Origin of the sequence: Streptomyces sp. 2131.1, assembly GCF_900105515.1 — a bacterium.
Classification (GTDB): domain Bacteria; phylum Actinomycetota; class Actinomycetes; order Streptomycetales; family Streptomycetaceae; genus Streptomyces; species Streptomyces drozdowiczii.
Genome location: NZ_FNSY01000001.1, coordinates 3,033,982 through 3,048,023 on the forward strand (window position 1 = coordinate 3,033,982; position 14,042 = coordinate 3,048,023).

General features: G+C 70.8%; 18 protein-coding genes and 1 pseudogene. 10 read left to right on the plus strand and 9 right to left on the minus strand.

All coding sequences use genetic code 11. The features are described 5' to 3' along the window. The first annotated feature begins 52 nt into the window (after positions 1–52). Complete coding sequence (gene serC / locus BLW14_RS13590) at positions 53–1,171, plus strand: phosphoserine transaminase (protein WP_093707474.1); 1,119 nt, start codon at positions 53–55, stop codon at positions 1,169–1,171. A gap of 55 nt (positions 1,172–1,226) precedes the next feature. Here the strand turns inward: serC and BLW14_RS13595 are convergent, their stop codons facing one another. Continuing rightward, positions 1,227–1,727: a GNAT family N-acetyltransferase gene (locus BLW14_RS13595; protein WP_093707476.1), complete on the minus strand. Its 501-nt coding sequence runs from the start codon at positions 1,725–1,727 to the stop codon at positions 1,227–1,229. An 81-nt stretch (positions 1,728–1,808) separates the two neighbouring features. Between BLW14_RS13595 and BLW14_RS13600 the strand changes: the two genes are divergently transcribed. After that, positions 1,809–2,204, plus strand: a complete 396-nt coding sequence (locus BLW14_RS13600) for a PPOX class F420-dependent oxidoreductase (protein WP_093707478.1) — start codon at positions 1,809–1,811, stop codon at positions 2,202–2,204. 4 nt (positions 2,205–2,208) lie between these two features. On the opposite strand, the gene BLW14_RS13605 is transcribed toward BLW14_RS13600, so the two are convergent. Then, entirely contained in the window at positions 2,209–3,198 is a 990-nt protein-coding gene (locus BLW14_RS13605; protein ID WP_093707480.1) for an esterase-like activity of phytase family protein, read from the minus strand. Positions 3,199–3,256: 58 nt separating this feature from the next. On the opposite strand from BLW14_RS13605, the gene BLW14_RS13610 reads away from it, so the two are divergent. Continuing rightward, positions 3,257–3,958, plus strand: a complete 702-nt coding sequence (locus BLW14_RS13610) for a GDSL-type esterase/lipase family protein (RefSeq protein ID WP_093707482.1) — start codon at positions 3,257–3,259, stop codon at positions 3,956–3,958. A 19-nt stretch (positions 3,959–3,977) separates the two neighbouring features. Here the strand turns inward: BLW14_RS13610 and BLW14_RS13615 are convergent, their stop codons facing one another. The 4 genes from BLW14_RS13615 to BLW14_RS13630 form a co-directional block, all read right to left on the minus strand. Next, complete coding sequence (locus BLW14_RS13615) at positions 3,978–4,571, minus strand: helix-turn-helix domain-containing protein (RefSeq protein WP_093707484.1); 594 nt, start codon at positions 4,569–4,571, stop codon at positions 3,978–3,980. 44 nt (positions 4,572–4,615) lie between these two features. Beyond that, a complete protein-coding gene (locus BLW14_RS13620; protein WP_093707486.1) occupies positions 4,616–5,278 on the minus strand; it encodes a TetR/AcrR family transcriptional regulator in 663 nt (220 codons plus the stop codon). 372 nt (positions 5,279–5,650) lie between these two features. Next, a complete protein-coding gene (locus BLW14_RS34475; protein WP_177153845.1) occupies positions 5,651–5,806 on the minus strand; it encodes a hypothetical protein in 156 nt (51 codons plus the stop codon). A gap of 226 nt (positions 5,807–6,032) precedes the next feature. Next, a complete protein-coding gene (locus BLW14_RS13630) occupies positions 6,033–6,458 on the minus strand; it encodes a hypothetical protein (protein ID WP_256332767.1) in 426 nt (141 codons plus the stop codon). A gap of 81 nt (positions 6,459–6,539) precedes the next feature. On the opposite strand from BLW14_RS13630, the gene BLW14_RS13635 reads away from it, so the two are divergent. From BLW14_RS13635 to BLW14_RS13645, 3 genes are read left to right on the plus strand one after another with little or no spacing between them, the layout of a single operon-like run. Beyond that, positions 6,540–7,352, plus strand: a complete 813-nt coding sequence (locus BLW14_RS13635) for a helix-turn-helix domain-containing protein (RefSeq protein WP_371128069.1) — start codon at positions 6,540–6,542, stop codon at positions 7,350–7,352. Then, positions 7,349–7,528: a DUF397 domain-containing protein gene (locus BLW14_RS13640; RefSeq protein WP_093707492.1), complete on the plus strand. Its 180-nt coding sequence runs from the start codon at positions 7,349–7,351 to the stop codon at positions 7,526–7,528. Before BLW14_RS13635 ends, BLW14_RS13640 begins: the two co-directional genes overlap by 4 nt. 39 nt (positions 7,529–7,567) lie before the next feature. Continuing rightward, positions 7,568–8,026: a hypothetical protein gene (locus BLW14_RS13645; RefSeq protein WP_093707494.1), complete on the plus strand. Its 459-nt coding sequence runs from the start codon at positions 7,568–7,570 to the stop codon at positions 8,024–8,026. 24 nt (positions 8,027–8,050) lie between these two features. Here BLW14_RS13645 and BLW14_RS13650 read toward each other — a convergent pair whose 3' ends face one another. Next, positions 8,051–8,851, minus strand: coding sequence for a carboxymuconolactone decarboxylase family protein (locus BLW14_RS13650; protein ID WP_093707496.1), 801 nt, complete (start codon positions 8,849–8,851; stop codon positions 8,051–8,053). Between the two features lie 94 nt (positions 8,852–8,945). Here BLW14_RS13650 and catA point away from each other — a divergent pair, with 94 nt between their 5' ends. The 4 genes and pseudogenes from catA to BLW14_RS13670 all read left to right on the plus strand — a co-directional run bounded on the left by catA (position 8,946) and on the right by BLW14_RS13670 (position 12,116). Next, positions 8,946–9,614, plus strand: a complete 669-nt coding sequence (gene catA, locus BLW14_RS13655) for a type A chloramphenicol O-acetyltransferase (RefSeq protein ID WP_093707498.1) — start codon at positions 8,946–8,948, stop codon at positions 9,612–9,614. Between the two features lie 46 nt (positions 9,615–9,660). Continuing rightward, a pseudogene (locus tag BLW14_RS13660) lies at positions 9,661–10,129 on the plus strand (DinB family protein). Between the two features lie 80 nt (positions 10,130–10,209). Continuing rightward, positions 10,210–11,448, plus strand: coding sequence for an AAA family ATPase (locus BLW14_RS13665; protein ID WP_093707500.1), 1,239 nt, complete (start codon positions 10,210–10,212; stop codon positions 11,446–11,448). A 59-nt stretch (positions 11,449–11,507) separates the two neighbouring features. Next, a complete protein-coding gene (locus tag BLW14_RS13670) occupies positions 11,508–12,116 on the plus strand; it encodes a hypothetical protein (RefSeq protein ID WP_093707502.1) in 609 nt (202 codons plus the stop codon). Positions 12,117–12,120: 4 nt separating this feature from the next. Here BLW14_RS13670 and BLW14_RS13675 read toward each other — a convergent pair whose 3' ends face one another. Together BLW14_RS13675 and BLW14_RS13680 are read right to left on the minus strand one after the other, a co-directional pair. Beyond that, positions 12,121–13,116 carry a hypothetical protein gene (locus tag BLW14_RS13675; protein ID WP_143052008.1) on the minus strand — a complete coding sequence of 332 codons (996 nt, stop codon included), beginning with the start codon at positions 13,114–13,116 and terminating at the stop codon, positions 12,121–12,123. Positions 13,117–13,192: 76 nt separating this feature from the next. Next, positions 13,193–14,035 (minus strand): oxidoreductase, encoded by an 843-nt coding sequence (locus tag BLW14_RS13680; RefSeq protein ID WP_018519525.1) that lies wholly within the window; start codon positions 14,033–14,035, stop codon positions 13,193–13,195. Between the last annotated feature and the right edge of the window lie 7 nt (positions 14,036–14,042).

The window sequence follows — 14,042 nt, forward strand, 5'->3', positions numbered from 1 at the left end:
ATCCGACGGACAGGGTGCGTGGCCGCCGCACCGAGCGGCTACGCTCCGACTCGTGGCCGAAATCCAGATTCCCGCTGACATCAAGCCCGCCGACGGGCGCTTCGGCGCCGGTCCCTCCAAGGTGCGGACGGAGGCGCTCGACGCGCTGGCCGCCACCGGCACCTCTCTGCTCGGTACGTCCCACCGCCAGGCTCCGGTGAAGAACCTGGTCGGCGCGGTGCGCGACGGTGTACGCGACCTCTTCTCCCTCCCCGAGGGCTACGAGGTGATCCTCGGCAACGGCGGCTCCACCGCCTTCTGGGACATCGCGACGCACGGTCTGATCGAGTCGAAGTCCCAGCACCTCAACTTCGGCGAGTTCTCCTCGAAGTTCGCGAAGGCCGCCAAGCTCGCCCCGTGGCTGGCCGACCCGACCGTCATCGCCTCCGACCCGGGCACGCACCCGGACCCGAAGGCCGAGGCGGGCGTCGACGTCTACGCCTTCACGCACAACGAGACCTCGACGGGTGTCGCGGCCCCGGTCAAGCGCGTCGCGGGCGCCGACGAGGGCTCCCTCGTCCTGGTGGACGCCACCTCCGGCGCGGGCGGCCTGCCGGTCGACATCGCCGAGACCGACGTCTACTACTTCGCCCCCCAGAAGTCCTTCGCCTCGGACGGCGGCCTCTGGATCGGCGTGTTCTCGCCGGCCGCCCTGGAGCGCGCGGCCCGCGTCCACGCCTCGGGCCGGCACATCCCGGAGTTCTTCTCGCTGCCCACGGCGATCGACAACTCGCTGAAGAACCAGACGTACAACACCCCGGCGCTCGCCACGCTCTTCCTGCTGAACGAGCAGCTGACGTGGATGAACACCCAGGGCGGCCTGGACTTCACGACCGGCCGCACCGCCGCCTCCTCCGGTCACCTCTACGGCTGGGCCGACGAGTCGAAGTACGCGACCCCGTTCGTCACCGACCCGGCCAAGCGCTCGCAGGTCATCGGCACGATCGACTTCGCCGACGAGATCGACGCCGCCGCGGTCGCCAAGGTCCTCCGTGCCAACGGCATCGTCGACACCGAGCCGTACCGCAAGCTGGGCCGCAACCAGCTCCGCGTGGCGATGTTCCCGGCGATCGACCCGTCGGACGTGCAGGCCCTGACGGCGTGCATCGACTACGTGATCGAGAAGCTGTAGCCCGTACGCGTCCGAGGGCCCCGCACACCCGGTGTGCGGGGCCCTCGCCGTACGCTCACCCCTCGCCCAGCCGCCACCGCTCCTCCCCGTCCTCCCACTCCCCGGTCCGCGTCAGGCCCGCCCCGGCCGCCACCGCCGCCGACGCGGCGTGTTCGGGGTGGATGTGGGCGACGACGGTCGTGACGCCCACCTCCCGCAGATGTCCGACCAGGCCCCGGGCCGCCTCTCCGGCATAGCCCCGTCCCTGCCACGGGACGCCCACCACCCAGGCGATCTCGGCGCGGTCGCCGCGCACGGTGGCCTGCGCGTACCCCACGAGGCCGTCACCGGCCCGCAGCACCCAGTTCCACCACAGCTCGCCGGGGTCCGGCGACCCGGCGGTCTGCCGTGCGTACCGCGCCCGCAGGCCCTCCGGGGACTCCGGGGCGCCCCCGGTGAAGGTGTGCAGCGCGGGGTCGGCCAGGACGGCGGCCATCTCGTCCGCGTACTCCACCCGCAGCGGCAGGGCGTCGAGACGGGGGGTGGCGAAGGGCTCGGGGCGGCGGTCGGTCGTCATGATCCGGGAACCTTACGCGAATCGCGGCCGTCCGTCCCCTGCCCGGATGAGCACGGCGCCGTACCGGCGGACCATGGAGGCATGGATACGGTCCCGCAGCTCAAGCCCTTCGTGAAGCAGTACACCGTCCTGCTGAGCACGCGGCGGCAGGACGGGACGCACGCCGACACCCCGGTGCACATCGCGGTCGAGGGCGACCACGCCTACATCCGTACGTTCTCCTCGGCGTGGAAGGTGGAGCGGATGCGCAACCACCCGGTGGTGCGCCTCGGCCCGTGCACCGTGCGCGGCCGCCCGACGGGCCCGCAGATCGAGGCCCACGCCCGCCTCCTGCCGGCCGGTTCGAGGGAGAACACGCACGCGTCCCGGATGCTGTCCCGGAAGTACCCGGCGTCGCAGGGGGTGCTCGTCCCGCTGACGCACCGGCTGAAACGGGACCGGACGCTGCACTACGAGATCCGGCCGATGGAGTCCTGAGCGCTCAGCCCTTGCGGCGCTTCCGGCCGAGGAAGAGCAGGAGGGCCAACGCGGCGAGCACGACGCCCCCGGTGAGCGTGGTGCCCTTCCCCGGTGCGCCGTCCCCGTCGGCGGTGTCCTTCGTCCCGCCCGCCCGGTGCGCGGCTCCTCCGCCGCCCCCGTCGCCGCTCTCCTTCAGGTCGATCCGCACGACACTGCTCCGCTCGCCCTCGGAGCCGTACATCAGGGCGGAGCCGTCCGCCGTGAACGTCACGGACTCGGACTGCGGCAGCAGCGGCGACTCGACGGCGTAGTCCTTGCCGAGGCGGCCGCCGGCGAAGGTGTAGCCGCGGGCGCTGAAGTAGGAGCGCAGGACCAGCTCCTTGCCATCCGGGGAGAAGGCGCCGTCGGTCACCCAGGGGACTTCCCCGACCCGCCGGAAGACGTTGTCGCCGCCGGTGGTGAGCTTCGCGGGACCCTCGTACAGGCCGCCGCCGTCCTCGTTCTTGGAGGCGATGTACACGCGCCCGGTCTTGGGGTGGACCATCAGCGCCTCCGCGTTGCGCGGCCCGTCGGCGTACTTCACGTCGAACTGGGTGGCCCGGACCGTCGCGTCCTTGAGCACCTTCGGCTCGGGGAAGCGGTAGATCCAGACGTGGTCCCAGCTGCCGTCGAGGTTGTCGCCGATGTCGCCGACGTACAGGTTGCCGTCGGGGCCGAGCGAGATGGCCTCTACGTCGCGCGGCTGCCCGACGCCCTTCATGGTGATCCGCGCGACGGTCTTCCCCGTACGGGAGTCGACGGCGAACACGTAGGGGCCGTCGTCGCTGTCGTTGTGCGTCCAGTAGATCCCCGGGTGGGCGCGGCTGGCGGCGAGGCCGCTGGACTCGGTGATCCGGGGGTCCTCGATCGTGAAGCCCTGATCGGCCCCGTCGTCGGCGGCGAGCGCGGGGGCCGCGGCGAGGGCGAGGAGGACGGCGGCGCCGAGGCAGGACGTCAGTCGGTACGAACGCATGGGACAAGTGTCCATCGTCACCTACCGGCGCGTAGCCGGGATCCGCCATGATGGCGCCATGCGTTTCATGTGTGTCGGCGATTCCATGACCATCGGGCGCGCCGGCGACTTCACGTGGCGCTACCGCATGTGGCAGCACCTAAAGGCGGCACCGGACGGCCCGCACGAGCTGGTGGGCCCGCGCACGGAGCTGTACGACACGGAGACGGGCACCGCCTCCTCGTCCGCGTACGCCGCCGACCTCCCGCCGGCCGCGCGCCGCCACCTGGCGGGCTGGGGCGAGGGCTGGCTGCACATGGCCCCGGTGATCGCGGAGACGGTGACCGCGCACCGCCCGGACGTGCTCCTGGTCTCGCTTGGCCTGATAGACCTCGGCTTCTACACGGACAGCGCGCAGACGGCGGAGAACGCCCGCGCCTTCCTGACCGCCGCCCGCGGGGCGAACCCGCACATCCGCTGCGTGCTGCTCCCGGTCATCCCGAACATACGCGCCGAGACGGACGCACCCTTCGCCGCGGAGTGCGCCCGTTTCAACGAACTGCTCGCCAAGGCGGTGGCGGACCTGGACGCCCCCACGTCCCCGCTGCTCCTGGCCTCCCACCCCGCGGCGTACGACATCCACACCGACACGTACGACGGCACCCACCCGGGCCCCACGGGCGAACACCGCCTGGCCGCCGCCTTCGCGGACGCGATGCACCAGGCCTGGGGGGTGGGCGGGGCGTACGCGGGGGCGGCGGGACGCCCGGTCGCCGCGTAGCGCGGCCCCACGGGCCCCCTCACTCCCGCCCCGTCGGCTTCGCCCGTACGTGCATCCGTTCCCCCTGCGGTCCGAACAGGCTCAGGAACTCCACCGGGTCCGGCCCCGCCGGTCCCCACCAGTGCGGGGTGTGGGTGTCGAACTCGGCCGCCTCCCCCGCCGTCAGGACCAGGTCGTGGTCGCCCAGGACCAGGCGCAGCCGGCCGGAGAGGACGTAGAGCCACTCGTAGCCCTCGTGGACGCGTTGCTCGACCGGGCCCGAAGGGCCCGTCGCGCCCGGCATGACCTGCTTGTACGCGTTTACGCCGCCGAGATGCCGGGTGAGCGGTACGAAGGTCATGCCGTGGCGCTTGAAGGGGCGGAAGGTGACCCTCGGGTCACCCGTGTCCGGGGCGCCGACGAGTTCGTCCAGCTGGACGCCGTACGCCTTCGCCAGCGGCAGCAGCAGTTCCAGGGTCGGTTTGCGGCCGCCCGACTCCAGGCGGGAGAGCGTGCTGATCGAGATGCCGGTCGTCTCGCTCAGCTGCGTCAGCGTCGTCCCGCGCTCGGTGCGCAGCGCGCGGAGGCGGGGGCCGACGCCGGTCAGGACGGCGGCCAGGTCGTCGTCATCCATCGGGTCTGCCATGGCTCCATTTGCCGCCCCGGCAACGCACCTTGTCAATCGGAGGCGCCCGGAGGGGCCCCCTCCGCCGGGCCGATCATGGCCATGGTCAACCTGGTGAACTCACTCGTGAGCCACGCGGGCGGCACCTGGCGCGGCCGCCGCCCGTGGTGGGCCAGCAGCTCGTCCACCGACCGCGTCAGCACCTTCACGACCACCTCCAGGTCGCCGTCCACCCCGTGCCCGCGCCGCCGGGCCCGCTCGGACTCGGCGGTCAGGAACTCCACCCACACCGAACGCCACATCGTCAGGTGCTCGTCCATCGCCCGGCTGACGCCCAGCACTTCGACGAACGCCACCCGCGCCGCCTGGGGGTCCCGCGTGACGGCCCGGACATACGCCTCGAAGAGCCTGCGCACCCGCTCCTCCGTCGGGCAGGTGTCCATGCCCTCGGCCGCCAGCTCCGCCTGGGCGGCCTGCATGCCGGCCATCGCGACCTCGTCGTACAGGTCGGTGAGCAGCGCCTCGCGCGACGCGAACTCGCGATGGAAGTCCCGAACTTCCACCTGCGCCGCCGCGCACAGGTCTTCGACGGACGTATGGGCGTACCCGTACACCGCGAACAACGTGCGCCCCGCCGCCATGAGTTGCGCGCGGCGTCGCGCGGGGTCGCGCACCGCCCGTACGCCGTTCCAAAGTTCCACCACGGCATCCACCACGGGCCCTCCTTTGTCCGCCCCGGCCCCCGGTCGAGCGTGAGCGGTACCGCCGAGGCCACATAAGCGCAGAAACACACAGAGCGTGACAGTTCGCTCACGGTACCGCACGCCCGAGGCGCCCTCTACGGCCAAAAGCTGCCCGAACGGCAGTTCCGTTTCCACCGAGCCCGACCCGGGCACGCCCGGTCGGCACTCATTCGCATACACGTGCGGGCCTGAACGCCCGGCGATGATCCAATGATCGTTCGGATCGCATCCGCGGAGGGGCGCCATGGCCACGGCCACCGATCCCTGTCAGGGGCACGAATTCGCGATCCTGTTCCCCGTGATCATCGCCGGTTCGCTCGCCTGCGGCACCGTCCCCGTCCTGCTTCAACTCGGGCGGCGCAGGGCCTCCGCGTCCCGCTGAGCGTCCCGCGCGCCCGCGTGCGCGGCGTCCTCGCCCAGCACCTCCTTGAAACGCTCCCGCCGACGCACCGGTCCCTGGAATTCGCCGTCCGGGTCGGGGGCATACAGCGGCCATTTCATGCAGTGGGTCTCCCCCGCCGCCTGTTGGGCGCACGGGCGGCACAGCGTCTCGTCCGCCCTGGGGCGGAACACATGCTTGCCATAGGCGCGGGACGGCGAGACGGCACGCCAAAGCACCTTCGGTGGACCTCGTGAATCCATCTCGGGTGAAGACCCTCGGACCAGGTGTTGTCAGCACTCCCGGGGGCCGCCCCGTACGCAAAGCGCACGGAGCGTAACGACGCGATCACCGCACAGCAGGCTTTTCGTCCGACACCACCTTGATCAACAGCTCGAACAGCAGTGCCGTTTCCACGTACGGATCTTGAGCCGTCGGCCGCGAACGCCAGTCCAGCGGGTACGTCAGCCCGTGCAGCGCGGGTACGCCCACGAAGTCCGACCCCCTGCGCACAAGCGCGTCCGCCCCCGCCGGCCAGCGATGGGCACTCGCCGTGCCGGGCGGGACGAGGAAGTACATGCTCCGCATCCCGATCCGGGACCGGATGATCGGACCGGCCTGGAAGTCCGTGAACTGCATGATCTCGTACGCCACTTGGTCGCCCAGGATGCCGGGGGCGCGGATCGCGTCGAAGTGGATGCCCGCGTGCCGCAGGGCGTGACCGCTCGCGGGAATCCACGAGTGCACCAGGTCCGGGGAAGTTTTCGGTTCCATACGGAAAGCGTCGGTGCCCGCACGTACGGTGACCAGGGACACAAGGCATCTGTGCACTGCTGTGCACTTGGAGGTGGGGCCGTGCACTCCAGTAATACCGGCGGCGGTACGGCTCTCATGTTCGGAGCGCTGTTGCGGCACTACCGCGAACTGGCGGGCCTGTCGCAGGAGGCGTTGGGGGTGAAGATCGGCTTCTCCAAGTCACAGGTGGCGATGGTGGAGCGGGGACAGAGGCCCCCGAAGGGGGACTTCGTACCGAAGGCCGACGCAGCGCTGGAGGCGAACGGAGGGCTGATCAAGGCCGCAACGCAACTCCAGTTCAGCCACTTGGCTGCCTGGTTCGAGCCGTTCGCCGAGGAAGAGGCGAAGTGCGTGGCGCGGCACGAATACGAGTCCAGCACCGTGCCTGGCCTGTTGCAGACAGAGGCACACGCGCTCGCCCTGCACCGGGTCGCATGTCCGCCCCTCGATGACGACGAGATCGAGAGGCTGGTCGCCGGTCGTCTCGCGCGGCAGACCCTGTTGACACGCAAGCCACCGGTGGACATCAGCTTCATCCTGGAAATCAGCGCGATCACGCGCCCTATCGGGGGACGGGACGTGCACCGCGCGCAGCTGCAACACCTACTCGAAGTGAGCGAGCTGCGGAACGTGAACATCCAGGTGATGTCGCCCCATCAGGAGGCGCACGTCGGGCTGAACGGCCCCTTCGTCCTGCTGGAGACCGACGACCGACGGCGGCTGGCATACCTGGAGGTGCAGGGCCGTAACTTCGTTGTCAGTGAGCAACCTCAACTGGGAGACTTGTTTGCCACGCATGGCATGCTCCGGACCCAGGCTCACGGGCTGGAAGAGTCGCGCGGGCTGATCAAGCAGATGGCAGAAGGACTATGAGCACCGACCTGAAGTGGTTCAAGAGCAGCTACAGCGGCACGAACGGCGGCAACTGTGTCGAGGTCGCCACCTGCCCCCACGCCATCCACGTACGCGACTCCAAGGACACCACCGTCCCGGCCCTCACCGTCTCCCCCGACGCCTGGGCAGTATTCATCCAGCGCACCGTCGCCTGACCCGCTCCGAACGGGCGCGGCTCAAAGGAGTACGGACACGTGCAGGGAATCTCCTCCCAGGAATTGGTCCGGCAGCTCGTCCGGGCGCTGCCGGAAGTGGAGCCGTACCTGGAGACGGCGGCCCGGCGCCACGGCAGGCGGGCCGCGCAGGTGACCCACTGGGAGCAGGTCAACACCCACCCCGGGACGCTGCTTTCCGAAGTCCTCGCTCATCCGCTGTTCCAGCCCGGGATGGAGTCCGCCGAGATGGACGCGGATGACGAGGAGTTCCTCGCGCGCTGTTTCGACTTCATCGAGGGCCTGGAGGAGAGTCCGGGCGGCGAGCTGGTGGACACGGCGTACTTCACCTTCGTGGAGCCCCTCCTGGAGAGCAGGGAAGTGCTCGACCGCGCCTTCCGGTTCGCCGGCCCAAGGACGCGGGCGGAGATCCTGGCCATGCTGCGAGGCTGGAACGTCCCCGTGGACCCCTCATGGGAGCAGGAGCGGTCGCGGCGGTGACCGGCCGCGTGTCGTCCCCGTAGGTCACTCCCCGCGCGCCGCGAACACCTCACGCGCGGCCGTCAGGCCGTTCAGCGCGGCCGGGAAACCGGCGTAACCGGCCATCTGCGTGATGATCTCGACGGCCTCCTCCCGCGTACCGCCGACGTTGAGCAGGCCGTGGAGGTGTACGCGGAGCTGCGGGCCGACCGTGCCGAGGGCGGTGCACAGGGCGACGGTGACCAGTTCGCGGGTCCTGAGGTCGAGGCCCGTACGGGAGTACACGTCGCCGAAGGAGAACTCCAGCACGTAGCGCGCGAGGTCGGGGGCAATGTCCTTGAGGGAGTCGATGACCTGCTGACCGGCGTCCCCGTCGATGTCGGCGAGGGCCTGCCGGCCGCGTTCGAGGCGGTCGCCGTCCTGGTCGCCGGAGGTGTCGGCGGGGACGAGGGCGGGCTCGTCGGGGCGGGACTCGAAGACCTCGCGGGCGGCGGTGAGGCCGTTGAGCGCGGCCGGGAAACCGGCGTACACGCTGACGTGGATCAGGACCTCGACGATCTCCTCGCGGGTGCAGCCGACGTTGAGCGCGCCGCCGATGTGGAAGCGGAGCTGCGGCGCGGCGTTGCCCATCGCGGCGAGGGCGGCGACGGTGCCCAACTGGCGCTGTCGGCGGGTGAGTCCGGGGCGGGTCCAGATGTCGCCGAAGCCGAATTCGACGATGTACCGGCCCATGTCGGGGGCGATGTCGGCGAGGCCGTCGATGACGTCGTCCTGGGTGCCTCCGGCGACCTCGCGGAGGGCCGCGTAGCCACGCTCGTACCGTTCGTTGCGCTGTTCGATGCTCATGCGGATGACGGTAGGAGTTGGAGTGCACTCCAACGCAAGCGCGCCCCGCGAAAACCGTTCGGGCGGACGCCCGGGTGACTGCCATGATGCCCGGATGGACACCTCCGCTCCCACCCCCGCCCCCATCGACCTGGACACCTGGCCGCGCAGGGAGCACTTCGCACATTACCGGCGCCGGGTGCCGTGCACGTACTCGATGACGGTGGAGGTGGACGTCACGGAGTTCGCCGCCGCGCTGAGCCGTTCGGAGCGCAAGTCGTACGTGGCGCAGGTGTGGGCGCTGGCGACGGTGGTGAACCGGCACGAGGAATTCCGGATGTGCCTGACGGAGTCGGGCGATCCGGCGGTGTGGCCGGTGGTGCACCCCGCGTTCACGGTGTTCAACACGGAGCGGGAGACGTTCGCGTGCGTGTGGGCGCCGTACGACGCGGACTTCGGGGCGTTCCACGACGCGGCGGCCCCGCTGCTGGCGGAGCACGCGCGCACCACGTCCTTCTTCCCGCAGGGGCCGCCGCCGCCGAACGCCTTCGACGTGTCGAGCCTGCCGTGGCGGTCGTTCACGGGGTTCAACCTCAACATCCGTGACGGGTACGACCACTTGGCCCCGATCTTCACGCTGGGCCGGTACGTCCCACGCGGCGGCCGGGTGTTCCTCCCGCTCGCCGTACAGGTGCACCACGCGGCGGCGGACGGCTTCCACACGGCGCGCCTGGTGGGCGAGATGGAGGAGCTGGTGGCGGAGGCGGCGGGGTGGCTCTGCTAGACGTATCCCCGCCGCGCTTGTCAGTGGCCCCCGGCACCATGCGCGTATGACAACAGATGCCACGGATGCCAAGGAGAAAGAGACTCTGTCGGCGTTCCTGGCGGCGCAGCGGGCCGGCGTCCTGGCCATCGTCGACGGGCTCGACGCACAGGCACTCACCACACCGGTCCTGCCGTCCGGCTGGACGCCTCTCGGGCTCATGGAACACCTGGGTCACGCGGAGAGGCACTGGTTCCAGGAGGTCTTCACCGGGGCGGCCGAACGGCCTGCCCTGGTCCGACGACCACGCCCCGCTGACGACACCCCGAGAGCCGGAGGTGGTCTTCGCCTTCTACGCGGACCAGTGCCGCCGCTCCGACGCCGTGATCGCCCGCACGCCGCTGACGGCACCCCCGCGGGGCCGCCACCCGGAACCCCTGGGCGACGAGTTCGCCGACCTGCGCGGGATCATCCTGCACCTCGTCGAGGAAACCGCCCGGCACGCCGGCCGACGGCAGTCGGCCCGGATATTCTGAGCCACGATGTTCCGCTCACGGGCCGACGTGATCGTCTCGTGGACGGGAGCCGTCCGTCGCACCCACTCGATAGGTTTCCCATGCCCGGCCGTCTCCTCGAACTGCATGTCGAGAACTTCCGCAGCCTGCGCGATGTGACCGTGCCGCTCGGCCCGCTCACCGTGCTGGTGGGTCCGAACGGCGCGGGCAAATCCAATGTGCTGAAGGTGTTCGACTTCCTCGCCGACATCATCCGTACCGATCTCCAGCCGGCCCTCGACGCGCGTGGTGGTTTCGACGAGGTGGCCTTCTGGGGTGGAAACAAACCACCGACCTCCATGCGTGTCCACCTCAAGGCGACGTGGACGACCAACTCCACCCGCAACGCACCGGACGAGTACGACCTCACCATTCGCCGGCGCTCACTGCGCTCGAAGGTGTCAGGTGAGCCTTCCCCCTACTACGCGCTCTCCCGCGAGGAGAGCTTCGCCTTCAAGCGCAGGCAGGGGCGCGGGCGGCGTATCACCATCAAGGGTGAGGAGGCGCGGATCCAGGACGAGCGGGCGGGCAAGAGCAAGGACAGCGGCAACTTCAGCATTCGCAGGCTGAGCAGCGGGCTGTCCACACTCCCGCGGCTGGGGCCCGCCGACGGTGGAGACGAGGTGACGCGGGTCGCCGACCGGCTCTCCTCGTTTCGTCTCTTTGATGTGGACGTGGCCGCCGCGCGGCAACCGACCCGCCTGCGTGGCGCGGACTTCAGCACGCTCTCGCCGCACGCCGAGAATCTGGCCGGCTTCCTGATCCACCTGAGTGGTCGCGAGGAAACCTGGGACAATCTGGTCACCGATGCCCGCGAGGTGCTGCCCCAGCTGGAGAACATCGAGTTCGAGGAGGTCGGCGGGGCGACCGACCAGCTGACCGTCGTACTGCGCGAGCGCGGCCTGCGCCGTCTGACCCCGCTCGCCGACGCGTCGTACGGGACGGTCCGGCTTCTGGGGCTGCTCGCCCTGCTGTACGACCCGAATCCCCCGGCGTTCACGTGCATCGAGGAGATCGATCACGGGCTGCATCCGCAGGCACTCGAACTCGTTGTGCAGCGGTTGCGCGAGGCTGCCGAGCGGACCCAGTTCATCGTCGCCACCCATTCCCCCGCCCTGGTGAACCGGCTGCATCCGGACGAGTTCGTCGTATGCGACCGTTTCGACGACGGGGCCTCCGTCATTCCGGCGCTCACTGTTGACGAGGTGAGGGACATCGTGGAGGAGTCAGGTGAACAACCGCTCGGGGAACTCTGGTTCTCCGGGGTACTGGGTGGAGACCTGACCGGCGGTGAGCTTTGACCCCGAAGCGGAGGCCGAGCGGCGGGCGTGCGCCCCGGGCGCGGGAACGGGGAGTCGTCGTGTTCGCCGGCGAGGACCGGAACGACTGCGACATCCTTGCCGCGCTCATACGTGCGCACCGGCCCGATATCGCTGACGCGGCCAAACTCGTCCGCATCAACGACCCGGTACGGCTGCGCCGAAAGTCCGGCCCGAAGCTCGCTGCTGCCGTGGAGGTCCTGGTCGGCAAGGCGCGCGCCAAGGCGCGCCAGCAGCGGGCCGAACTGCACGGCTTCGTCGTCCACGAGGATTTGGACGGTTACACCAACGCCGACTACAAGCAGGTTCGCGGAACTCTGGCCGCCGAACTCGCACGCCAGTGCCCCGGTTTCCGGACCGCATTCGCGCTCGCCGCCTGGGAGACCGAGGGCTGGTTGCTGCTCTTCCCGGAAGCCTTCCCTCACGTCCACCCACGCTGGAAGGTCCCCGCTCACCTGCTCGACAAGGACACCGGGCGCGTCAAGAACGCCAAGGAGGAACTGAGGCGAGGGCTTGGCCTGCCGCTCTTCCGTGAGAGCGACGGTCCCTCGGTGGCCCGCGAGGCACAGCGGCACGGGCTGATTCCCTCCCCACGCGGCACCAACCGCTCGTACGAAGACTTCGTCGGAGATCTCGCCGACTGGAGCTGACAGGTCAGTGTCTGCCCGGGGCGGTGGCTCCTCCAGCCCGCTGGTCGCGGTGCAGCACGTACCGATTGAGCGAATCCGGGTCGCCGATCCAGTAAAAGAGGGTGGGTCGGTCCTCGGTGCCGCCGTACTGCCAGCCGGGGCCCTCCAGGCAGCCGCTGACGCTGAGCTCGAACTCCGTGGTTCCGGACGGAGACGGCCCCTGGGTCCACGTACCGGAGCCCTCGCACTGCTCCCATGGGACGTCCCCGGCGTACGTCTCGTCCGTCTTGCGGGGGCCCAGGCCGTGGGCGACCGCGGTGCCGTCGGCGCGGACGGCGAGGGTGCCGCCGTGCCCGTCGGTCCAGGTGCCGACGAGCTGGGCGTCGGTGAGCCGGGGCGGCTCGTACTCCTGGAGCAGGCCGGTCCCGTAGGCCAGGAGGCCGCCGACGAAGGTCACCGCCGACAGCGCCGCCCCGCCGACCAGCACCAGCGCGGCGAGCCCGAAACGGGCCCCGTTGCGGCGTACTACGGTCACGGCCCGGGTGCACAGGACGGCGGGGGCCAGACCGAGGAAGGTTGCGAGGAGAACGAGCGGGGGTACGGTCCAGCTGCCGCCGAGCAGCAGCGTCGGCACCCCGGCGCACACGGCGGCCGCCGCGGCGACCGCGCCGCAGACGGCCAGACACCAGCGCATGGTCTCCGCCCGCCCGGTCCGGCGGGCGGAGAGGCGCGAGAGCTGCAGGCTTGGCAGTACGAGCGCCGCCGAGCCGATCGCGCCGCCCAGGCCGAGCACGACCGTGACGACCACGATCAGGAACAGGTACCCGACGTAGGCACCGATGCCGGCGGCGAAGTAGTGCTCGTCGCGCAGACCGGCCAGGAAGTACACGACGAACGCGAGCCCGCCTTCCCCCACCAGCGCCACGGCCCCCGTCAGCCACGCGGCCGTCCAGCCCACACCGCCGACGCGCTCCGGTTCCCCGGGGGCCTCCGCCTGTCTTTCGACCGTCCAGCGCGTCATGCCCCGCCCCTTCCCCCACGGCCAGACCTTCATCATGCACCTGACCAGCGGTACGGCCGCCGCGGGGGTGGGGGCGTCAGCCGCGCAGTTCGGCCAGGTCCTCGTCCGTGAGGGTGAGGTCGCGGGCGGCCATGTTCTCCTCCAGGTGGGCGAGGTTGCCCGTGCCGGGGATGGCGAGCATGACGGGGGACGAGGCGAGGAGGAGGGCGAGCTGCACCTGGGAGACGGTCGCGTCCAGGCGGGCCGCGACCTTCTCAAGGCGCCGGGTGTCGAGCGGCTCGCGGCCGCCGCCGAGCAGGAAGAACGGCACGTACGCGATCCCGGCGGCCTCGCACTCCGCGAGGAGCGCCAGGTCGTCGGCGTACGGATTCTGCACGCACACCACGGGCGCGACGGACCGCGCCTCCGCGAGCTGCGCGGCGTCGATGTTGCTGACGCCGAGGTGCCGGATGAGGCCCTCCTGCTGGAGCCCGGCGAGCACGGCGAACCGTTCGGCGACGGACTCGCCGCCGGGGCCGCTCATGCCGCCGACGCGGAGGTTGACCACGTCGAGCCGGTCGACGCCGAGGGAGCGCAGGTCCGCCTCGACGAGGCCGCGCAGCTGGTCGGGGGTGGCCTGGCCGCTGGGGACGCCGTCGGGGCCGGGGAGGGGGCCGACCTTGGTGGCGATGACCAGGTCGTCGGGGTAGGGGGCGAGGGCCTCGCGGATCAGCTCGTTGGACCGGACGCCGCCCCGGGCGTAGAAGGCGGCGGTGTCGATGTGGTTCACGCCGAGCTCGACGGCCCGGCGGAGGACCGCGATGCCGTTCTCGGGGGTGCGGGCGGGGCCGTCGAGCGTGCCCATGGGCAGCCGCATGGCTCCGAAGCCGAGACGGTTGACGGGGAGGTCGCCGCCGAGGGCGAAGGTGGTGGTGGTCATGGCTACA